Here is a 20,358-nt window from a genome sequence, read left to right as displayed (position 1 = left end):
GAACCTCACTTGGCGTGCTTGGCCTGAAGCGCCTTGGCATGCTCCAGGTGCTGCTCGAGTTTGGGCAGGGTTTCACTGGCGAAGGCTTTCAGCTCGGCCTTGTCGGACGATGCCGCTTCTTTCTTGAACAGTTCCACCGCTTTTTCGTGCGCATCGACCTGGTTGTTGAGGTACGACTTGTCAAAGGATTCATCCCGCCATTCCAGGATCATTTTCTTGACCTTGTCGGTCATGGCTGCGTCATCCGGAACGGAAATGTCCAGCTTGCGGGCGATGTCGCCGAGTTTCTGGTTAGCCTGGGTGTGATCAGTGACCATTTGCTGGGCGAATGCCTTGATATCGGCATTCTGGCTTTTTTCCTTGGCCAGATTGCCGGTGACCACTTCGGCAATGCCGGCTTCGGTAGCCGCATCGACGAAGTCATCGGAACTCGCCGCCAGTGCATGCACCGATGCCAGGCCCAACACCATGGAGAAACCTACGCGCTTGATGAAGAGATTGCTCATGCTTCACTCCTTAAACCGTGGCGCGACCTCAGTGTCGCGTACGGTTGAGGGTGAGGGAGCGGTAAAGGTTTAATCTTTTTTGCCGCCGTTTTCGATGCGGGCGTTTGTCCCGGTGGGATGGCTGTGGCAATGGGCTGCGAAGCAGCCCCAACGCCTAACGCGCAACGCAGAGGCGCATTGCACAACGCCCTTCAAGGCCGTGAGCGCGCTCGCTGGCAAGAATGCCCTGAAGCCGTTCGCCTGACAGCCCCTCATCGATCACCTCAAACCCGAGCCGTGCATAAAACGGCGCATTCCAGGGCACATCGACAAAGGTGGTCAACGTCAGCTCGCGCACACCGGCGCAGCGGGCAGCATTAACCACCTGCTGCAGCAATCCGCGCCCGACACCCCGCCCTTGGGCCTCCTGGCACACCGATATCTCATGCAGGTGCAGTGCCTGGCCCACAAGCCGGGCACACGCAAATCCCACAATACGCCCGGCAGGATCCTCAGCCACCCAGCTACCACCAGCCTCGACGAAAGCCCTGTGTGCAGCGCAATCCATCACATCACCCTGCGCCAGCCAGGCCAGTACCGGCCAGCCGACAAATGCCTGGGCTGCGGAACGCTCGATGTCCGGCAGGAATTGAACATCGTGTTCAAGGGTAGGGCGGATAAGCATGAATCACTCCTGTCGTTCTAGTCCGCCGCCAACACCTGCGGCTGTAATTGCCAGCGCACCGAGCTTACGCCTTTTTCCAGGCTGACGCGGCTGACCAGCCGCTCCAGTTGCGCCGGCGCCTGCGCAGTGCCCAGCAGTTCGGCGCGCACTTCAAGGCGCGCAGGGGTGTCCAGGTCTTCGCTCTGCAGTGACTGCAAGCGCAGCTGCGGATCGCCCAGGCTATGCAGCATCAGGCTGCGCACCTGGATTTCGTCCTCGGCGCGGCAGACGATGCGCACTTCGAAGTGCTGTTCCACTTCGCTGGCCGGCACCACGTCCTGTCGGTCCAGGCGCTGGGCGATGTCACATAACAGGATATTGGCGCATAGCACCACCAGGCTACCCAATGCTGCCTCCAGCAACAGCCCCAAGCTGCACAGCACGCCGACCGCAGCTGTGCACCACAAGGTGGCCGCGGTGTTCAGGCCGCGCACGTTGAAACCATCGCGCATGATCACACCGCCACCGAGAAAGCCGATGCCCGACACGACATAGGCGGCGACGCGCGACGCATCGGCAGGTGCCATGCCTGGCACCGCCTGGGTCATCAGCACGAACAGACAGGCACCGGTACTTACCAGCGCATTGGTGCGCAGCCCGGTCAGGCGTTGGCGCAATTGCCGTTCGGCGCCGATCAGTGCTCCGAGTAGCAGGGCAATGCTCACGCGCAGCAGAAATACTTTCCAATCCATAGCAAACCTCTTCCGCAGGCACACGCCCGCATGAACGCCATCAGTTGGCGTGGTTGAAAAACCAGAAAAATGCGCAGGACCACGAGGAGGGGAGAAGAAGCGGGGGTTACAGGAAACCACCGTCTTGCCAGAGCGGCCAGACAGTGCAGGACACTGCCGGGCTAGCGCGCCACGCGGGCCTGTCGCAAGCGACTGGGGCTACTGTCCAAGGCAGGTCTCCTGTTGAGGAAGGCAAAATTGCGTCGCGGACCATACGCCGCGTGGCAGAGCAGGTCAAGGGTGAAAACATGACGATGGCTTCATCCGTGGGTGGCCTGCAACCGGTCACGCCCGCATGGAAAAAAACCTGGGCAGCCGGTAACCTTGCGCCTCCCTTTGCCATCCACCGGACCGTTCCATGCTGTTCAATCTCGCCGTATTGTTCGGCACCCTGGTGGCCATGGAGGGCGTTGGCACGCTGGCTCACAAGTACATCATGCATGGCTGGGGCTGGTGGCTGCACCGCTCGCACCATGAGCCACACCTGGGCATGCTCGAAACCAACGACCTGTACCTGGTGGCGCTGGGGCTGATCGCCACAGCGCTGGTCGCCTTGGGCAAGAGCGGTTATGCCCCTTTGCAGTGGATTGGTGGCGGGGTGGCGGGGTACGGCATGTTGTATGTCGTGGCCCACGACGGGTTCTTTCACCGGCATTGGCCGCGCGCGCCGCGGCCGGTCAACCGTTACCTCAAGCGGCTGCACCGTGCGCACCAGTTGCACCACGCGGTGAAGGGGCGCACGGGGAGTGTGTCGTTCGGGTTTTTCTATGCGCCGCCGTTGAAGGCGTTGAAGCAGCAGCTTCGGCGCGAGCGCGGCCGGCAATAACGACCCGGGCGGTTGGCTCGCTCCTACAAAGGGCAGTGCAGGTCTGCACCATCAATTTGCGGTTTCACCCTCGGGCTGCGCGGCCACATGCCCGCGGCTCACCCACCAGCCAAACCCTGCTGCCGTGAAGAACATGATCAGGCTGTAAAGTGCCGCCGGCACCGCCATGGTCGGGTTGTTCAGCAATGACGGGCTCAGTGCCAAGGCAATCGCCAGCGTGCCGTTGTGAATACCAATCTCCATGCCGATGGCAATTGCCTGACGTTTGGGGATGTTCAACAGACGCGGCACCCAGTAGCCCACGGCCAGGCTCAGCAGGTTGAACAACAGCGCAGCAAGGCCCACCACCGGTGCGTACTCGACCACGGTCTGCCAATCCTTGGCCAGCGCCAGGACAATGGTAAAGGCCAGGAACAGTGCCGCCACCAGTTTCATAGGCTTCTGCATGCGTGTGGCAAAAGCAGGGGCGTAACGGCGAATCAGCATACCCAGGGCGACCGGCAGCAGGACAATCGCAAATACCTGCAAGACCTTGGCAAACTGCAGTGGAATGGCCTGGTCCGAGGCCATGAACCAGCTCAGCGACAAGTTCACCAGCAACGGCATGGTCAAAATCGCGATCAGCGAGTTGACGGCCGTGAGCGTGATGTTCAACGCCACATCGCCATGGGCCAGATGGCTGAACAGGTTGGCCGTGGTGCCACCCGGCGAAGCGGCCAGGAGCATCAGCCCCACCGCCAGGGCCGACTCCAGGCCAAAGCCGTTGGCAATCAGGAAGCACACCAGCGGCAGCAGCAGAATCTGGCAGGCCAGGCCCACCACCACTGGCTTGGGGTACTTCACCACACGAGCGAAGTCGGCCAGGGTCAGCGACAGCCCAAGGCCGAGCATGATGATGCCCAAGGCAAGCGGCAGAAAGGCGGTGAGCAAGGGCGAGGCGGTCATGGGCAGTCTCTCGGGCGAAGGATCTCGAGCAGTGTAGGTCGAGCCTGATTGATAGCTAATCGCAAAGGGCCAGCTATTGGTAACCGTTTGTTACCAGCTGCGGCAGTTGGCGAGGCTGCATGCCGCATTGCAGCAGGCTTGCAGGCGCAGTAGCATTCCGCTTTTATCCGAGGATTAGCCTGTCATGCCGTTCCAGAAAGGGCTGCTTGCCACCCCGGTGCCGGCCCATGCCCGTCACCTGTTTTTCACCCTGCAATCGCCCGAGGCGCTGCCCGCCGCTCTGGATGCCTTGCTGCCACAGGTCGATGGCGAGCAGCTGATCCTGGGTGTCGGTGCACCGCTGGCCAAGGCCCTGGGCCGAGCCGTGCCTGGCCTGCGAGCTTTCCCGCTGCTGGACGCCGCCGTGGAGAACCCCAGCACCCAGCACGCGCTGTGGCTGTGGCTGCGCGGTAACGAGCGCGGCGATCTGCTACTGCGCGCCCAGGCCCTGGAGCACGCGCTGGCACCAGCCCTGCGCCTGACGGACAGCGTTGACGGCTTCCTGCACCGTGGCGGCCATGACCTGACCGGCTATGAAGACGGCACCGAAAACCCGGTGGACGAAGACGCTGTGCAGGCGGCCATTGCTGCCGACGGCTCCAGCTTTGCGGCGTTTCAGCTGTGGAAGCACGACCTGGAGTACTTCAAGTCGCTGCCCCAGGCTGACCAGGACAACATCATCGGCCGCCGCCTGAGCGACAACGAAGAGCTGGACGATGCGCCCGAGTCTGCGCACGTCAAACGCACCGCTCAGGAAAGCTTTGAGCCCGAAGCATTCATGGTCCGTCGCTCGGTGGCTTGGGCAGACCAGCGTGGCGCCGGCCTTGCCTTCGTTGCCCTGGGCCACAGCTTCGATGCATTTGAAGTACAGCTGCGGCGCATGAGCGGCCTGGAGGATGGCATCATCGACGGCCTGTATCGCTTCAGTCGGCCACTGACCGGTGGCTATTACTGGTGCCCGCCGATGGGCGAGACGGGTGTTGACCTGAGCCTGCTGCTGGCCTGATCACTAAACATCCAGATACAGAAACACCTGCCGGCACGGGATAGTGCGGCTAGCATTGAAAGTTTCCGATTCATGACGGGAGCTTTTCCATGTACGCACGTCGTGATGTCCTACGCGCGGGTGCCACGCTGGGGGTGCTGGCCGCCGTCAGCCCCTGGCTGCACGCCGCCACCCCGGCGGGTTTGCTGACCCGCAAAGTACCGTCCACCGGTGAGGCGTTACCCGTGATCGGTGCCGGCACTTCCGGCAGTTTTGAGGTACAGGCCGACTCGGCCCAATATCAGCAGCTCAAAGCGGTGCTCAAGGCATTTTTCGAAGGGGGCGGCCGGGTGATCGACACCTCGCCCAACTACGGCGGTGCCGACAGCATCCTGGGGCAGTTGCTGGAAGAGGGCGGCTGGCACAGGCAGTGCTTCATTGCCACCAAAATCGCCGCCGACAGCCGTGCCGACGCCGAAGCGCAATGGGCCGGCAGCCTGAAGAGCCTGCGCACCGACAAGGTCGACTTGCTGCAGATCCATAACTTGCGTGACTGGCAGACCCAACTGCCCTATGCCCGCGAGCTGAAGCGGCAGGGCAAGACCCGCTATGTCGGCATAACCCATTACCTGAACAGCGGGCAAGACGAAGTCGCCCGTATCGTGCGCAGCGAGCCGCTGGACTTCATCCAGATCAACTATTCGGTCAATGCCCCCGACGCTGCCCGCGAACTGCTGCCGCTGTGCCAGGACAAGGGCGTTGCGGTGCTCATCAACCGGGCTTTCGACGATGGCCGCCTGTTCGCCAAGGTCAAGGACCTGCCGTTACCCGGCTGGGCTGCTGAGGCAGGCATTGGCAGCTGGGCGCAGCTGTTTCTCAAGTTCGCCATCAGCCACCCGGCAGTGACCACGGTAATCCCCGCCACCGGCCGGCCCGATCGCCAGCTCGACCAGCTTAAGGCCGGACAAGCACCCATGCTCACCCAGGCGCAGCAACAGGCGCTGATCAAGCAGTTTGCCTGACATCATGCATGGCTGGCGGCGGCGCCTGGACCAAGGGCTGAACATTCAGCCCGGCGAGGGGCCAGCAGTAATCGCCGGCCTGCTGCTGTTCTACCTGCTGTTCACCGGCTACTTCATGCTGCGCCCGGTGCGAGAAACCATGGGCGTCGCCGGTGGGGTAGACAACCTGCAATGGCTATTCACCGGCACCTTCATCGCCACACTGGCCTGCATGCCGCTGTTTGGCTGGCTGGCGGCAAAGGTGCAGCGCAGGCATATCCTGCCGTGGACCTACGGTTTCTTTGCCAGCAACCTGTTGCTGTTCGCGGCGCTGTTTGCCGGCAACCCGGACGATCTCTGGACCGCCAGAGCCTTCTACATCTGGCTATCGGTTTTCAACCTGCTGACCATTTCTCTGGCCTGGAGCGTGCTCGCCGACCTGTTTTCCACTGCGCAGGGCAAGCGTCTGTTCGGCCTGCTGGCCGCCGGGGCCAGCCTGGGCGGGCTCAGTGGCCCAATCCTTGGCACCTTGCTGGTGGCCCCGCTGGGCCATTCCGGGCTGCTGGTGCTGGCAGCAGTGTTTCTGCTGGGCAGTATCGGTGCCGCGCTGTTCCTGCAACGCTGGCGACTGCGCCACCCACTACCAGAACAGGCCGAGCGGGCTGGCTCGCGGCCCTTGGGTGGCAACCCGTTTGCCGGCGCTACCGCCGTGTTGCGCTCCCCGTATCTGCTGGGCATCGCCCTGTTCGTGGTGTTGCTGGCCAGTGTCAGCACCTTCCTGTATTTCGAGCAGGCGCGCATCGTCAGTGAAACCTTCACCGATCGCACCCGGCAAACCCAGGTCTTCGGCCTGATCGATACGGTGGTGCAGGCCTTGGCCATCCTCACTCAGGTATTCCTCACCGGGCGCCTGGCCCGGCGCTTGGGTGTGGGGGTGTTGCTGGTGGCAGTGCCGCTGGTAATGGCTGCGGGTTTCCTGTGGCTGGCACTGGCCCCGGTGTTCGCGGTATTCGTCGTGGTGATGGTGGTGCGCCGGGCCGGCGAGTACGCGTTGGTGCGGCCAGGGCGGGAGATGCTGTTCACCGTGCTGCCCGCCGAGGACAAGTACAAGGCCAAGAACTTCATCGACACGGTGGTCTACCGAGGCGGCGATGCCCTCAGCGGCTGGGTCAAGCGTGCGCTGGACGTAATGGGTGAGCACCCGCAACTGGCGATGCTGATCGGCGCCGTGATTGCCTTGGGCTGGGCTGCAACCGGTAGCTGGCTGGGCCGCCGCCAGGCCCATCTGGATAACCCGGCGCACGACTGACAGGCGCACCAAATATGGTGTTGCCGCTTATTTAACGCCACCGGTCCGAACCCTTCGCAATAAAACGAATCCCGCGATATCGCCGAACTCCCAACCTGTGTACGGCAGCTTGCCGTGCATTCCGAAGTCATACGAGGTTTGAACACCATGGCCACTAAAGACAACAGCCGTACCGGCAACCAACAAGGCAGCCAAGGCGGTAACAAGAACCCAGGCAACTTCGCCAACGATCGTGACAAGGCTTCCGAAGCCGGACGCAAGGGCGGCCAGTCCTCTGGCAAGGACATGCCGCACGAGTCGGGCCGCAAAGGCGGCCGCTCGTAATTGACCGACGCGCAGTGCCGGGGCGACCTGGCACTGCAATCAGCCAAAGGGGGAATACCCATGCGACTGACTCCACTGATCATCCTCATGGGCTCGCTGACCTTGGTCGGCGGCTGCTTTGACCGCGACAATGACCACCCGGGCAAGGATGCCGACCCCAGCAAGCCATCACTGCAGATGCAGCAACCCGATACCAAGCCGGCACCGCAGCCTGCGCCCGACCCGGAACCGATGCCGGGGCAGAAACCGAGCCAATAGGCCCACAAGGAGCACGGCATGAGGGTGATGAACCGCGACACCGCTCCAATTTTGCCCATGGCCGCCGAGCGGTCCAGCGTGCAACAGCGCTATCAGGCAATGCTGACAGGCCACTATGACGGCAGCGCCGCATGGCTCGACGAACAACTTTCACGTGCTGCACGCCTGCCGGATGACCTGCCTGACTCACCTTCGAATTTGCCAGCCTGGAGCGCGCGGTGCGCTAGTGATGTAGCCGCCGGCTACGCCGAGTACCTTGAGCAACGCCGGCAAGGCGCACCACGCCGCTTCTTTACCTGCCGTGCCCATGCGCTGTGGTTTCTGCAACAGGTTGCACCGACCAAGGCGGTGGATGGAGCCTGGCTGCACGGCACGCTGCAGCACTGGGGCGACCCACGTTTTCACGGGCTGATCCGGACTTACCTGGAAGAGCTCGGCAATGGTGACCCGCGTTGCAATCATGTGCTGATCTACCAGCGTCTGCTGGGTCGCCTGGGGTGTGTAGAGGCGATGCCACTGGACGATGCACGGTATCTCCAAGGCAGCCTGCAGCTGGCCCTGGGGCAGCATTGCAACACTCACCTGCCTGAGGTCATTGGCTATAACCTCGGCTATGAACAACCACCGCTGCACCTGCTGATCACCACTTACGAGCTGGCAGAGCTCGGCATCGACGGCCACTACTTCCAGTTGCATGTGACGATCGACAATGCCGCCAGCGGCCACGCTCAGCTATCGCTTCAGGCCCTGCGCCAGCTCAGCCCCCAGCACGACCAGCAAGCGTTCTACGACAGGGTGCGCAACGGTTATCGCCTGAACGAGCTGGGTACTGCGGCAGCTGACCTGATCCGCCAGTTCAACCTGCAGGGTGAACTGTTCGCAGCCCTGGAACGCAAGCGTATCTACGGCCAGTTCATGCATGCCGACCGCTGCCGCCTGCAGCAGCGCACTATCAATCAGTGGTTGGCCACACCGGGCGCCATGCCCGAGTTCGTTGCCGCGTTGCAGGCCCAAGGCTGGATTGTGCGGGGCCAGGACCCGGCCCACAGCCGCTGGTGGAAGCTAATCGAAGGGCCTGCGGCGGTTATGTTCGGTGTGTTCAACAGTTACGAGAAACAACTGTGGCACGACTGGATAGCCGACACCTGGCGCCCCACGATCCGCCGTGTCGCGCCCGGTAGCTGGGGCCTGCCCGAATCCCCGGGGGAATCAGAAGGCGAAATGCCCAGTGAAGCACCCGCCGCGTTGATAGGGCAAATGGCCGGCAACCGTCATGCCACACCTGAGGGCCTGGCGGCGACCCGGGCATACATTCGCACCACCGGGCTGCTTCAGGAGGAACCCCGCTGATGATGCTTGATGCCAGACAAGTCGAGGCCGACCAGGCGTTGCTGCAACTGGGCCAGCGGTTACGCGCCGACGGCTACCGATTTACCTGCGTGACACCCGCGACCCACAGCCGCGTCAATGCCCGCGAGGGTTACAGACAGGCCAGCAGCTTGCGCGACGTGTTCGGCTGGAGCCGACCTTTCGCCCCAGGCTTGTTATCAAATGATGAACTTCAGTTGCTCGAACGCGCGCAGGTGCTGGCACCCAGGGGCGAACTGCTGGGCAGTTCGGTGCGCTGGTCCACCCTGGAAGACCTGCTGCTGGTGCATTCAGCGTTCCCCACCGAGGCCAGCGATGCGGTGTTCTTCGGCCCGGACAGCTACCGCTTTGCCCAGGTCATCCACCAGCACCTGCAGCACAACCCCATGCCGGTCGAGCATGCAGTCGATATCGGCTGCGGCAGCGGGGTGGGTGCGTTGCTGATCGCTCGCGCCGCCCGGCATGCGCAGGTCAGCGCCGTGGACATCAACCCCTTGGCGTTGCGCTACGCCACGATCAACGCGGCGCTGGCAGGGGTGGGTAATGTGTCGATAGCGTCCAGCGACCTGCTGGACGGCATCACCGGTACGTTCGACCTGATTGTCGCCAACCCGCCTTACATGCTCGACCGCAGCGCCCGCACCTATCGCCACGGCGGTGGTGCGCTGGGCGCTGAACTGTCGCTGCGCATCGTTGAGCAGGCATGCGAACGCCTGACCCGCCATGGCACCTTGCTGCTATACACCGGCGTGGCCATTGTCGATGGCCGCGACGCCCTGCTCGAAGCTGTCCGCTTGCGCCTGGCAGGGCCACAATGGGCGTGGGTATACCGCGAGATCGACCCTGACGTGTTTGGCGAGCAACTGGCCGAACCGGGCTATGAGCAGGTCGAACGCATCGCCGCCGTGGCGCTCACGGTAACCCGTCATCGCTGAGGCAACATGGCCCGGGCCTGCACATTTGGCATCGAGGAGGAATACCTGCTGGTGAGGCTGGACTCAGGGCAGGTCCCTGCAACACCGTCACCTGCGGTAATAGGGCGTTGTCGCGAAGCGTTGGGCCAATATTTTGCCCAGGAAATGTTCCGCAGCCAGATCGAGCTGGCCTCGCCGGTGTTCAACAACCTTCATGAAGCACGTGAGTTCTTCCAGCACAGGCGGCAGCGTTTGAGCGTGGCGCTGGCCGAGGAGGGGATGGGACTGTACGGTGCGGCCAGTCACCCCAGTGCAGCCTGGCTGCGGCAGAAGGCTGCAGCCCCGGCACATTATCAGCAACTGTTCGATGACTACCGGCATGTGGCCCGGCGAAGCCTGCTCAACGGCTTGCATGTGCACGTTGGGGTTCCTCCAGGTTGTGACCGCATGCAACTGATCAACCGCGTGTTGGTCTGGCTGCCGTTGTTGCTGGTACTGAGCACTTCGTCGCCCTTTTGGGCTGGCCAGCGTACCGGCTACATGAGCTACCGCCGAGTGATTTGCGGGGAGTGGCCGCATATGGGCTTGCCCGAAGCCTTGCCGGACTGGGCCGCCTATGAACGCTACCGGGCCTTTTTGCAGCGAACCGGTGCCTTGGCTGCGGATGGCGACTTCTGGTGGGCCATTCGGCCTTCGCGGCGCTTCCCTACGGTGGAGTTGCGTATCTGCGATGGCTGCCCGCAACTGGAAGATGCCCTCTGCATCGCCGCGCTGTTTCGCCATTTGGTGGAGCACGCCATTACTGGTCGCCATGACCTGTTGCCCAGCAACCGCGAACTGCGCTGGATCGCCCAGGAGAACTATTGGCGCGCCATGCGCTATGGGCGCCATGCACAATTCATTGGTATGCACGAGCAACAGCCAGTCACGGCCGAAGGCTGGCTTGGCCAGTTGCAAGAGCAGGTGCCGGTCGACAGCGTGGATGCCGAGCGTGCCTGCCAGCATGCCCGGCACCTGCTGCGCGACGGCACCCATGCCGACCAGCAGTTGCACCGCCTGGCACAGGCCATCGAGGGCGGGCTCGACAAGGCACAGGCGCTGCAGGCCGTGGTGGCGGCCGGGACTTGCAATTAGCCGGGGTTGGCCGACAATGGCCGCGCCTCTTGCAGCCACGCGGAAACACCTGCTCCATGATGCTGATCAAGCAATTCCCCGACATTTCCCTGGATGACACGCTGTTCGTATTCGCCCTCGAGGCCGAGGCTGGCGATGTTTTCACAGAGGTGAACACCGTGTTCACCGGCATTGGCAAAGTCAATGCGGCGATCGCACTGACCAAGGCAATTGCAACCCGCAGGCCCAGACTTATCGTCAACCTTGGCTCGGCGGGCAGCCAGCGCCATGGCAAGGGCCAGGTGGTGTGCTGTAACCGTTTCGTACAACGCGACATGGACGTGACACCGCTGGGCTTTGCCCGTTACGAAACGCCCTTGTCGGCTGTCCCGGTAGTCCTGGAACATGGCGCAGCAATCCCCGGCCTGCCGCTGGAAACCTGTGGCAGCGGTGACAGCTTCGAAATCAACCATGCCGACGCGCCTTATGACGTGGTCGACATGGAAGCCTATGTGCTGGCGTTGATCGCACGCGGCGAAGGCATTCCGTTTGTGTGCCTGAAATACATATCCGATGATGCCGGCAGCGATGCCGCAGGGGACTGGGCCGTGCAGGTGCACCTGGCGGCCGAGGCATTCAAGCGGGTGCTGTTCAGCCAGGTTTGAGCGCTGATCGAAAACGCGATGGATGGCACCGGCGTTGCCGGTGTTCGCGGCCAGAACCGGTCCCACAGCGCACCCCCTGACGTGTAGTTGCTGAGCACGGTAGTTGCTGCGAGTGGGACAGGCATGGGTTAGAAGATTTAATGAGTCTGCCAGACCCCGTTGTTACGCTCGCAGTCGGTTCGTGCCTGGCCAAGGCTGGGAGTATCGTAGTAGTCGGTGATCACGCGGGCATCCTTGGGCAAAGCCGGCTTGTCGCCACCGACGGCTTTGGGATTGGCCAGCGCTTCCTGAGTCAAGGGCGCGATGCAGCTCATTGCGGTCCCGAATCGGTCGAGTCGTGATGAGTGGCGGGGGTTCAACGCGCTTGACCAACGGATAGACCGATGCCGGGTTGAACTTTGCAGCCTCTGGCGTTTCCACCGCATATCAGGCTTTTGGAAGGTCAGCCTTGGCAGGGGACGATGCCAGAGCAACGGATGCCTGCCAACCCTGGAGGAAAGCATGGCCAGACATATCATTCATTTCACCGGGCCGATCAATTCGTCGACCTGTGGCAACCTGATCAACACCTGCTCGCGGGCGTTGCAACAGGGCGCCGGGATCCTGCAGTTGAACATCGCCACCATGGGCGGCGAATGCAGTTACGGGTTTACCCTGTACAACTTCTTGCGGGCATTGCCGGTAGCGGTGCATACCCACAACCTGGGCACGGTGGAATCCATGGGTAATATCCTGTTCCTGGCGGGGGAGCGGCGCACGGCGTGCAGCTTCAGCAAGTTCCTGTTCCATCCGTTTCACTGGACCTTGCATGGTTCGGTTGACCATGCGCGGATGGCCGAATATGCAATGAGCCTCGATTACGATCTGGAGTTGTATGCGCAGATCGTTGCCGAACGGACCGAGGGTGCGGCGCAGGTGCTGGATGTGCCGCGATACCTGATGGCCCACCCGCGGATTCTGAGCCCACGCGAGGCCCTGGAGAACGGGATGATCCATGCCGTCGACGAGATGCCGATCGAGCCGGAGTCAGTTCAGTGGAGTGTGCATGCCTAGCGTTTGCCTTGGCGGGCCTCTTCGCAGGTAAACCCGCTCCCGAGGTACGGCGAAAACATTCCGCGCAGGCTTACCGGACTGACGCCGCAGTGGTTCTGTCGCAAGCCAGTAGCGAGCGGATAAGCGACTTGATCTCACCCTTGAGCCCGGGTGCCTGGTCCAGGTGGGCGAAGCGGTAATCGGCAATTTCATGCCGTGCCTTGGGCTGCGGTGCGTCTGCAAACTCTGCTTCGAATACGTAGTGCATTCGCTCGGAGGTTTCGTGGCGCATCAACAAGGTCAGGGAATCGGCCTGCAACCCGGTTTCTTCGAGCAATTCACGCTCAGCTGCCTGCATGGGCGTTTCGCCAGGTTCAATCTTGCCACCGGGAAGGGTCCAGGCGCCTTTGGACTTTCTCACCCATAACCATTTATGGGTTTGCTTGCCATGTCGGCAGATGATGGTGGCGCGGTCCTTGTTCAACTTCATCAGGCCTCCTGAGCGATGCGCTTGTTTTATGAGGATTCGGCCCTTGGCAGAAACAAACGTTGCGTTTAACCCGACGAACGGTCAAGACAGGGATTTGTCCTTTAATCGTGCACCCACGCAAACATTTTGTCGGCGTCCTTTTCGTGCCACTGGTCCAGCTGCAATCAAAAGCTTTGAGCAGACCTGGCAATAGCCCGCTCGGAACAAAGGCAGGGCACATGCTCATGCGACCAGCCAATCCATCGCAAGGAGAAACCAAATGGCGCAGGACCAAGAGCGAACAAGCCGGCGCGGCGGCACCAAGGAAACCAACCCGGGCAACTTTGCCAACGACCGGGAACGGGCTTCGCGCGCGGGTCACAAGGGCGGGCAGGCTTCTGGCGGCAACTTCGCCAACGACCGCCAGCGGGCTTCGGAAGCGGGGCGCAAAGGTGGTCAGAATAGCCACGGCAGCGGTCGCAGTCAGCAGTGAACACCCTTGCTGACACGCAGCGATTCCGGGTTTGCCGACCCGGAATCGCCCCATGACCTGGCCTGCTCTAGCACCCGGTAACGGCCGCTGGTGCCAATTGCTCGACAAAATATTGAATCTTCTGGCGATGGCCTGATCAATCAGGGAGTCATCCATGGAGAAGAGGAGGCCCCTGCGATGCCTAGCCCACAGCTTTACATCATCGATTACCAACTGCATGGCCAACCGCGCAGTTTCATCATTCGCCTGGAACGCCTGGACAATGCCGAGGCCTGGCATTGGGCAAGTTGCGATGCGGGTATCGGCATCATTCCCAAGTTCGGGCGTGAGAAGATCAGGAAGATCAGCCGGCCGATGGCCGAGCGCTACGGGATTACCGCCGTGAGCTGGCGAATTTCGGGGAGCAAGCCGAACCAGTCAGTGGGGGACCCGGCGGCGACGGTCTAACCCGCCATCCGAGCGCCGGCAGCCCCTGACCAAGGGTGTCAGCTGCCGGTGTACTTCACCGCAGCAGCGGTACGCGAGCTGACCCCAAGCAGCTTGAGCAGCGACGAAACATGTATGCGCACGGTAAACGGGGAGATATTCAGGGCCTTGGCAATTTCCTTGTTGGTCTTGCCCTGGGCAATCAGCCGGAGTACTTCTTGCTGACGGTGGGTAAGGTGCTCCACTGCACATTCGCCACCGAGGTTGGGCAGCAAGCCTGAGGGCGCATACCTGACCAGCACCTCGCCATTGCGTATGGCGAGGATTGCCGCCCCTATCTCATCTGCGGCGATGCTTTTGCCGATGAACCCCTCGACTCCCGTAGCCATCACCTGCTCGACGATAGCGGGGTCGTCGACCATCGACACGATGATCAGCGTGGTGCGTCGAAACTGTTGGCGTAAACGCGCAAGGCACTGGATGTCCACCAGCCCGGGGAAACGCAGGTCGAGGATCAGGGTATCAGGTACCTCCCCGCCATCAGCCAAGGCCATTACTTCATCCAGGTTGCCGGCCTCTTCTATGCATGCACCCGCAACCACGCGCTTTACGGTGCGCGCCAGGGCTTCCCTGAACAGCGGATGGTCATCCGCCACGATGATGCGACACGTCACGCTTGGCAACTCCCTGTAGCCGCAAGTGTAGAAGGCCATGCTAATTTAGCAGCCTCGGAGAAAGGGTGCTGCCTACGGATGGCAGCAATGCGACCCCGTGCACAGGGAGGCTGGCCATGGACCTGGACAAGAACAACGAACTCGATCAAGCCAACTTGCGCGTGATCGTCGCATGCTGTGCGCTGGTCTACATGACCGTGCTTGGCTTTCTGCCGGGCAGTTCGCCTGCCCCTTATCTGCCGGTCATCTACTACATCGTCACCTTTGTGCTGGTGTCCATCGGTTTGCGCCAGGCCATTGCCCGTTGGCCCGGAAATTACCCTTGGCGACGGGTACTGGGGATGGTGCATGACTACACCGGTACCTGCTTCGGCCTGGTGGTAGGTGGCGAGGCAGCGTTGCCGATCTATGCGGTGATGGTGTGGGTTAACCTGGGCAACGGCATGCGCTTCGGCTCGCGCTACCTGGCGATTGCCACGGTGCTGGCGCTGGCGGCGTTGCTGGTGGTGTACCAGATCACGCCTTACTGGCAGGCCAACCCGTTCATGGTGTTGATGTTGCTTACCACCAGCACGGTCATCCCGGTGTATGCGCACCTGCTGCTGGAGCGCACGCGCAAGGCCTCTGAACAGGCTGCGGCGGCCAACCGCGAGAAATCCCGCTTCCTGGCGCAGGCCAGCCACGACCTGCGCCAACCGATTCACTCTATCGGCCTGTTCACGGCATGCCTGCGCGAGGCGCAGCTGGGCGAAGAAGAGCGGCGACTGGTGGACAGCATCGACCGCTCGCTGCTCAATGTATCGCAGCTTTTTCGCTCGATTCTTGACCTTTACACCCTGGACAACGGGCGCGTGCAACCGCGCAGCGAGACATTCGCCCTGGCCGGATTTCTGGCGGAGCTGGTGCGTCAGAACACCGAGCCCGCCCGCTGGGCCGGGGTGGAGATACGCTTGCGGCCCTGCGCGTACTGGACCTGCACCGACCGCGGCATGCTGACGACCATGGTGCAGAACATACTGTCCAACTGCTTCAAATATGCGGCGCATCGCCCGCTGCTGCTGGCGGTACGGCGCTGCGACGAAGGCCTTGCCATCGTCGTTTATGACCAGGGGCGAGGCATAGACGAAGCGCACCAGCGGTTGGTGTTCGAAGAGTTCTACCGGGTACGCCAGGTACGCGACAACGATGTCGAGGGTGTGGGCCTGGGTTTGTCGATTGTGCGGCGGCTGGGGCATCTGATGGGCCTGAAAGTAAAGCTGCGTTCGCGGCCAGGCCACGGCACGGCGGTCAGCCTGCAAGGCTTGCCGCGCCTCAGCGCTCAGCCAGCCCTGGTTGTGGGCGAGCGCTCGCCGGCAGCGGCCGGCCTGCTTGGCGGCTTGCGGGTATGCCTGGTGGAAGACGACCACAATGTGCTGCAGGCGACCTCGGCGCTGCTGCAGCGCTGGGGGTGTGAAGTAGAGGCGCACAGTTCGCCTGCTGGTTTGAGCAGTGATTGTGAAGTGATCGTTGCCGATTATGACTTGGGGCAGGAGGCAACCGGGGTCGACTGCATCGACCGGTTGCGGGCCCAGCGCGGCTGGGACGTACCCGCGTTGATCATGACCGGGCACGACCCGGAGAAGATTCAGGCAGCGGTGCATGAGCGCAATATCGCCGTGCTTTCCAAGCCGGTACGCCCAGCTGAACTGCGTGCGGCCCTGCGCGCATTGCGCGAGGAGCCTGCGGCGCCGGCGCTTTAGACCGGCGCAAGGGCGCAGGGGTTGTGCGTGGGTTATTGCAGGATGACCGCCTGGCCTTCCTTCATGCAGGAGGGCGTGGGCTCGTACAGGCCCATGCCGGCCACCGCGACGATGCCACCGCTGGGCATCTGGCACTCGTACCGGCCTTTGGCGGTGGTGGCGGTGTAGTAGGTGATGGTGCTGTCACTGCGCACGTCGGCGACGTTGGAAACCTTGGTGTTCAGAATGAACTCGGTGCGCTGCTTGAGCGTGTCTTCGGAGGGTTTGATGGTCTGGCAGCCGGCGACGCCGGCAAGGAGGGCGGCACTGAGGACGAGCTTGAGGGCGTGCATGATGGGAGCTTCCTTGGCGTTGTTATCGCTGGACTATAACGCCGAGGGACGAGGTGGGCGATTAGGGCAGATGTACGAGGTGGCCCTTGGCCTTTATGTAACCTGTGCGTGCCTCTTCGCGGTCCGATGTACCCGCGAAGAGGCACGCGAGGTCAACAAGTCACTCAGGCTGTTTCAGCACCAAGGTCAGGATGTCATAGCTGGCTACCAGCTCACCCAGCTGGTTGGTTACCTCTACATCCCACGCCACCACACCCTGCGGCTGGCCCAGCGGGCTGGTCTTGCCCTGGTCGATCTTGCGCTTGCAGGTGAGGCGCGCCTGAATGGTATCGCCGATGCCCACCGGGTTGATGAAACGCAGGGTGTCCAGGCCATAGTTGGCCAGTACTGGCCCGGCGCCAGGCGATACGAACAGGCCGGCAGCTGCCGACAGAACGAAATAGCCGTGAGCAATGCGTTTACCGAACTGCGATTGCTTGGCGGCGATTTCGTCGAAGTGCATATAGAAGTGGTCACCCGATAGGCAGCCGAAGTTGACCAGGTCTGCTTCGGTGACGGTGCGGCGATGGGTTAACAGGGATTCACCGATGCGCAGCTGCTCGAAGTAGCGGCGGAACGGGTGCACTTCGGTCTCGATCACTTCACCACCGCGTACGTATTCGCCGGTGACTGCCGTAAGCATGCTTGGCGAGCCCTGTACGGCGGCGCGTTGCAGGTAGTGCTTGACCGCGCGCAAGCCACCCAGCTCTTCGCCGCCACCGGCCCTGCCCGGGCCGCCATGCTTGAGCTGCGGCAGAGGCGAGCCGTGGCCGGTGGATTCCTTGGCGGCTTCGCTGTCGAGGACCAGCAGGCGGCCATGCCAGGCAGCCGCCACCGGAATGGCCTTGGCAGCGATGCTGCGGTCGGCGGTGACCAGTGTCGCCACCAGGCTGCCTTTGCCTCGGGCGGCCAGCGCCAAAGCTTCGTCGAGATCGTCATAGGCCATCAGCGTGCTGACCGGGCCGAACGCTTCGATATCGTGGGCGCCGCCTTCGGCATGCGGGTCGCGGGCCTGCAGCAGGGTTGGGGCAAAGAATGCACCCTCGGCCACGCCCTCGCCACGCGGAGCAAAGCCATCGCTGGCGCCGAACAGCTGATCACAACTGTTTAGCAGGCTGCGCACCCGCTCGGCCACGTCGTGCTGCTGGTCGTGAGAGGCCAGGGCGCCCATGCGTACGCCTTCCAGCGACGGGTCACCCACTACCACCTTGCTCAACCGCTCGCGCAAGCGCGTGGCAACTGCGTCGATGTGCTTGGCCGGCACGATGGCGCGGCGGATGGCGGTGCACTTCTGCCCGGCCTTGGTGGTCATTTCACGCACCACCTCTTTGATGTACAGGTCGAACTCTTCGCTGTCTGGCGTTACGTCCGGGCCGAGGATGGCGCAGTTCAGCGAGTCGGCTTCGGCGGTGAACGGTACCGAATTACGTATCAGGTTCGGCGTGACGCGCAATTTGGCGGCGGTATCGGCGGAACCGGTGAAGGTCACCACGTCCTGGCCTTGCAGGCGGTCGAGCAGGTCGCCGGTGCTGCCGATCACCAGTTGCAGGCTGCCCTCTGGCAGCAGGCCGGAGGCGTTCATCAGGCGTACGACGGCTTCGGTCAGGTAGCTGGTGGAAGTGGCCGGCTTGACGATGCACGGCATGCCCGCCAGGAAGGTCGGGGCGAACTTTTCCAGCATGCCCCAGATGGGGAAGTTGAAGGCGTTGATGTGCACCGCCACCCCGGCGCGCGGCACCAGGATGTGGCTACCGGCAAAGTGACCTTGCTTGCCCAGCGGGATGGCCGGGCCCTCGTGCACCAGGTTGCCCGACGGCAGCTCGCGGCTGCCGATGCCGGCATAGGCGAACAACGTGGCGTTGCCGCCTTCGATGTCGATCCAGCTGTCGGCACGGGTGGCGCCGCTATGGTGCGACAGGGTGTACAGCTGTTCCTTGCGTTCGGCCAGGTACAGGGCCAGCGCTTTCAGGCGTGCAGCGCGTTGCTGGAAGTCCATGGCCATCAGGCTGGCCAGGCCGCGAGCACGGGCGAAGTCGACGGCTTCGGCGAAGTCCGGGCGCTCTTCGTGGCTGTAGGCCAGTACGTGGCCGTCAAGGGCGCTGCGCAGGGCCTGGGCGCCGTGCTGGCCGAGCCAGCGGCCGGCGATGAAGCTTTGCAGGGTAGGGGCGGCAGACATGCTGTTCTCCATGCTTTTCAAATTTAAGGGGGCGCTGTTACCACAGCGCCAGGGTGTAGCCGATGATCAGGCGGTTTTCGTCCACGGCGTTGGTCAGGCCATTGCCGGAACGGAAGGTGACGTTGCGCCAGCGCAGGCTCACGTCCTTGAACGGGCCGCTCTGGATGACGTAGGTGATGTCGGTGTCGCGCTCGCGCTCGCGGCCATTGCTGACAGTGGCGGTTTCGGCGTGGCGGCCGTCGGTGTAGCGGGTCATGAAGCTCAGGCCGGGGATGCCCATCGCGACAAAGTCGTAGTCATAGCGCACTTGCCAGGAGTCCAGCCCGGCGCGGGTGAAAGTGTTGTAGGTCACCAGGTTGACGGTGAACGGGTCGCCGCCGTTGACGAACGGGAAGGCACTGTCGCCGGACATTTGTTGCCAGGTGGCGGTGAACTTGTGCGCGCGCACGCCCAAGGTGAACATGGCGTTGAAGTTGCGGTTGTCGATGTTGCCGGCACGCTCGGCGCCGTCGTTGCGGCTGTCGAAGTAGCGCAGGTCGCTGCGCAGGCTCACGCCTTCGCTCAAGGGGCGGGTATCGATCAGGCCGACGAACTGCTGGCGGTAGATGTCCTCGAGCTTGGCGTAGTAGTAGCTGACGCTGGTTTGCGGGGTGATGGCGTAGCTGCCACCGCCAAAGTCCAGGTGGTCACTGCTGGCAGCGCCGTAGCCGATGTCGTCGCGGCCCGAGGAGTCGCGCAGGTTGGCCTTGGTCAGGCGGCCGGCGTTGAAGGTCAGGCCATCGACATCCTGGCTGGTCAGCAGGCCGCCCTGGAAGGTGGACGGCAGCAGGCGGGTGTCGTTGTAGACCACCACCGGCAAGATTGGCTGCAAGGTGCCCAGGCGCAGGGTGCTTTTGGACACGCGGATTTTGCCGGTCAGGCCCAGTTCGCTGTAATCATCGACCGGTTCGTGGCTGTTCGGGCCGAAGGGCAGCAGCCCGGTATTGCGGCGGTCGCGGCTGGAGTCGAGCTTGATACCCAGCTGGCCCATGGCGTCAACGCCAAAGCCGACCGGGCCCTCGGTGAAGCCGGACTCCAGCTTGGCGGTAAAGCCCTGGCCCCATTCCTCTGCCTTGGCCTGCGGGGCGTTGCTCTGGCGAAAGTCGCGGTTGATGTAGTGGTTGCGCAGCTCCAGGCGTGCGTGGCTGTCACCGATGAAATCGGCCATCGCCGGCACTGGCAACGCAAGGGTGGCCAGGCAGGCAGCTGACATGAAGTGAGTGCGGTTCATTGTTGTTGTTTTACCCGACAT

The 20,358-nt window shown here is 62.7% G+C and carries 23 protein-coding genes and 1 pseudogene; 14 read left to right on the top strand and 10 right to left on the bottom strand.

Features of this window, described 5'->3' with window-relative positions:
* Window positions 1-5: 5 nt before the first annotated feature.
* The 3 genes from WF331_RS16825 to WF331_RS16815 form a co-directional block, all read right to left on the bottom strand.
* On the bottom strand, window positions 6-506 hold the full coding sequence (locus WF331_RS16825; RefSeq protein ID WP_049276250.1) for a DUF4142 domain-containing protein: 501 nt from the start codon (window positions 504-506) through the stop codon (window positions 6-8).
* Between the two features lie 154 nt (window positions 507-660).
* On the bottom strand, window positions 661-1,170 hold the full coding sequence (locus WF331_RS16820; RefSeq protein ID WP_016499647.1) for a GNAT family N-acetyltransferase: 510 nt from the start codon (window positions 1,168-1,170) through the stop codon (window positions 661-663).
* 17 nt (window positions 1,171-1,187) lie between these two features.
* Window positions 1,188-1,901: an MgtC/SapB family protein gene (locus WF331_RS16815; RefSeq protein WP_306729641.1), complete on the bottom strand. Its 714-nt coding sequence runs from the start codon at window positions 1,899-1,901 to the stop codon at window positions 1,188-1,190.
* Between the two features lie 397 nt (window positions 1,902-2,298).
* Between WF331_RS16815 and WF331_RS16810 the strand changes: the two genes are divergently transcribed.
* A complete protein-coding gene (locus WF331_RS16810) occupies window positions 2,299-2,766 on the top strand; it encodes a beta-carotene hydroxylase (protein ID WP_340623118.1) in 468 nt (155 codons plus the stop codon).
* Window positions 2,767-2,817: 51 nt separating this feature from the next.
* On the opposite strand, the gene WF331_RS16805 is transcribed toward WF331_RS16810, so the two are convergent.
* On the bottom strand, window positions 2,818-3,711 hold the full coding sequence (locus WF331_RS16805; RefSeq protein ID WP_016499650.1) for a bile acid:sodium symporter family protein: 894 nt from the start codon (window positions 3,709-3,711) through the stop codon (window positions 2,818-2,820).
* Window positions 3,712-3,895: 184 nt separating this feature from the next.
* Between WF331_RS16805 and WF331_RS16800 the strand changes: the two genes are divergently transcribed.
* From WF331_RS16800 to WF331_RS16760, 9 genes are all read left to right on the top strand, one after another.
* The gene (locus WF331_RS16800) at window positions 3,896-4,756 is read left to right on the top strand and encodes a Dyp-type peroxidase (protein WP_229608924.1); all 861 of its coding nucleotides are present in this window, start codon (window positions 3,896-3,898) and stop codon (window positions 4,754-4,756) included.
* A gap of 89 nt (window positions 4,757-4,845) precedes the next feature.
* Window positions 4,846-5,757: an aldo/keto reductase gene (locus WF331_RS16795; RefSeq protein WP_284398266.1), complete on the top strand. Its 912-nt coding sequence runs from the start codon at window positions 4,846-4,848 to the stop codon at window positions 5,755-5,757.
* Window positions 5,758-5,761: 4 nt separating this feature from the next.
* Window positions 5,762-7,045 carry an NTP/NDP exchange transporter gene (locus WF331_RS16790; RefSeq protein WP_340623139.1) on the top strand — a complete coding sequence of 428 codons (1,284 nt, stop codon included), beginning with the start codon at window positions 5,762-5,764 and terminating at the stop codon, window positions 7,043-7,045.
* A 147-nt stretch (window positions 7,046-7,192) separates the two neighbouring features.
* Entirely contained in the window at window positions 7,193-7,369 is a 177-nt protein-coding gene (locus WF331_RS16785; protein ID WP_016499654.1) for a con-10 family general stress protein, read from the top strand.
* A 60-nt stretch (window positions 7,370-7,429) separates the two neighbouring features.
* On the top strand, window positions 7,430-7,627 hold the full coding sequence (locus WF331_RS16780; RefSeq protein WP_016499655.1) for a hypothetical protein: 198 nt from the start codon (window positions 7,430-7,432) through the stop codon (window positions 7,625-7,627).
* Between the two features lie 18 nt (window positions 7,628-7,645).
* Entirely contained in the window at window positions 7,646-8,977 is a 1,332-nt protein-coding gene (locus WF331_RS16775) for an iron-containing redox enzyme family protein (protein ID WP_340623117.1), read from the top strand.
* Window positions 8,977-9,930, top strand: a complete 954-nt coding sequence (locus tag WF331_RS16770; RefSeq protein WP_340623116.1) for a class I SAM-dependent methyltransferase — start codon at window positions 8,977-8,979, stop codon at window positions 9,928-9,930. The genes WF331_RS16775 and WF331_RS16770 overlap by 1 nt, the downstream gene beginning before the upstream one ends.
* A 6-nt stretch (window positions 9,931-9,936) precedes the next feature.
* Window positions 9,937-11,043, top strand: coding sequence for a carboxylate-amine ligase (locus tag WF331_RS16765; RefSeq protein WP_016499658.1), 1,107 nt, complete (start codon window positions 9,937-9,939; stop codon window positions 11,041-11,043).
* Between the two features lie 56 nt (window positions 11,044-11,099).
* Complete coding sequence (locus tag WF331_RS16760) at window positions 11,100-11,687, top strand: 5'-methylthioadenosine/S-adenosylhomocysteine nucleosidase family protein (protein WP_340623115.1); 588 nt, start codon at window positions 11,100-11,102, stop codon at window positions 11,685-11,687.
* Between the two features lie 137 nt (window positions 11,688-11,824).
* Here WF331_RS16760 and WF331_RS16755 read toward each other — a convergent pair.
* Window positions 11,825-12,010, bottom strand: a pseudogene (locus WF331_RS16755) (hypothetical protein); the annotation flags it as partial.
* Between the two features lie 178 nt (window positions 12,011-12,188).
* On the opposite strand from WF331_RS16755, the gene WF331_RS16750 reads away from it, so the two are divergent.
* Window positions 12,189-12,740: an ATP-dependent Clp protease proteolytic subunit gene (locus WF331_RS16750; protein WP_340623114.1), complete on the top strand. Its 552-nt coding sequence runs from the start codon at window positions 12,189-12,191 to the stop codon at window positions 12,738-12,740.
* A 70-nt stretch (window positions 12,741-12,810) separates the two neighbouring features.
* Here the strand turns inward: WF331_RS16750 and WF331_RS16745 are convergent, their stop codons facing one another.
* A complete protein-coding gene (locus WF331_RS16745; protein WP_016499662.1) occupies window positions 12,811-13,209 on the bottom strand; it encodes an NUDIX hydrolase in 399 nt (132 codons plus the stop codon).
* Window positions 13,210-13,468: 259 nt separating this feature from the next.
* On the opposite strand from WF331_RS16745, the gene WF331_RS16740 reads away from it, so the two are divergent.
* Window positions 13,469-13,681 carry a con-10 family general stress protein gene (locus tag WF331_RS16740; RefSeq protein WP_016499663.1) on the top strand — a complete coding sequence of 71 codons (213 nt, stop codon included), beginning with the start codon at window positions 13,469-13,471 and terminating at the stop codon, window positions 13,679-13,681.
* A 177-nt stretch (window positions 13,682-13,858) separates the two neighbouring features.
* On the top strand, window positions 13,859-14,128 hold the full coding sequence (locus WF331_RS16735; RefSeq protein ID WP_016499664.1) for a DUF6555 family protein: 270 nt from the start codon (window positions 13,859-13,861) through the stop codon (window positions 14,126-14,128).
* Window positions 14,129-14,166: 38 nt separating this feature from the next.
* Here WF331_RS16735 and WF331_RS16730 read toward each other — a convergent pair whose 3' ends face one another.
* Entirely contained in the window at window positions 14,167-14,781 is a 615-nt protein-coding gene (locus WF331_RS16730) for a LuxR C-terminal-related transcriptional regulator (RefSeq protein WP_241800843.1), read from the bottom strand.
* Between the two features lie 116 nt (window positions 14,782-14,897).
* Between WF331_RS16730 and WF331_RS16725 the strand changes: the two genes are divergently transcribed.
* Window positions 14,898-16,520: an ATP-binding response regulator gene (locus WF331_RS16725; protein WP_340623113.1), complete on the top strand. Its 1,623-nt coding sequence runs from the start codon at window positions 14,898-14,900 to the stop codon at window positions 16,518-16,520.
* Between the two features lie 32 nt (window positions 16,521-16,552).
* Here the strand turns inward: WF331_RS16725 and WF331_RS16720 are convergent, their stop codons facing one another.
* The 3 genes from WF331_RS16720 to WF331_RS16710 form a co-directional block, all read right to left on the bottom strand.
* On the bottom strand, window positions 16,553-16,852 hold the full coding sequence (locus WF331_RS16720) for a hypothetical protein (RefSeq protein WP_043201192.1): 300 nt from the start codon (window positions 16,850-16,852) through the stop codon (window positions 16,553-16,555).
* Between the two features lie 160 nt (window positions 16,853-17,012).
* Window positions 17,013-19,067 (bottom strand): phenylacetic acid degradation bifunctional protein PaaZ, encoded by a 2,055-nt coding sequence (gene paaZ, locus WF331_RS16715; RefSeq protein WP_016499668.1) that lies wholly within the window; start codon window positions 19,065-19,067, stop codon window positions 17,013-17,015.
* Window positions 19,068-19,104: 37 nt separating this feature from the next.
* The gene (locus WF331_RS16710) at window positions 19,105-20,337 is read right to left on the bottom strand and encodes an OprD family porin (RefSeq protein WP_340623138.1); all 1,233 of its coding nucleotides are present in this window, start codon (window positions 20,335-20,337) and stop codon (window positions 19,105-19,107) included.
* Window positions 20,338-20,358: the final 21 nt, after the last annotated feature.

The sequence above is a fragment of the Pseudomonas sp. YNh genome, assembly GCF_037993085.1.
Taxonomy (GTDB): Bacteria; Pseudomonadota; Gammaproteobacteria; order Pseudomonadales; family Pseudomonadaceae; genus Aquipseudomonas; species Aquipseudomonas putida.
Note: the sequence above shows the minus strand (reverse complement) of the source record. Positions and strands in the feature narration are given on the sequence as shown.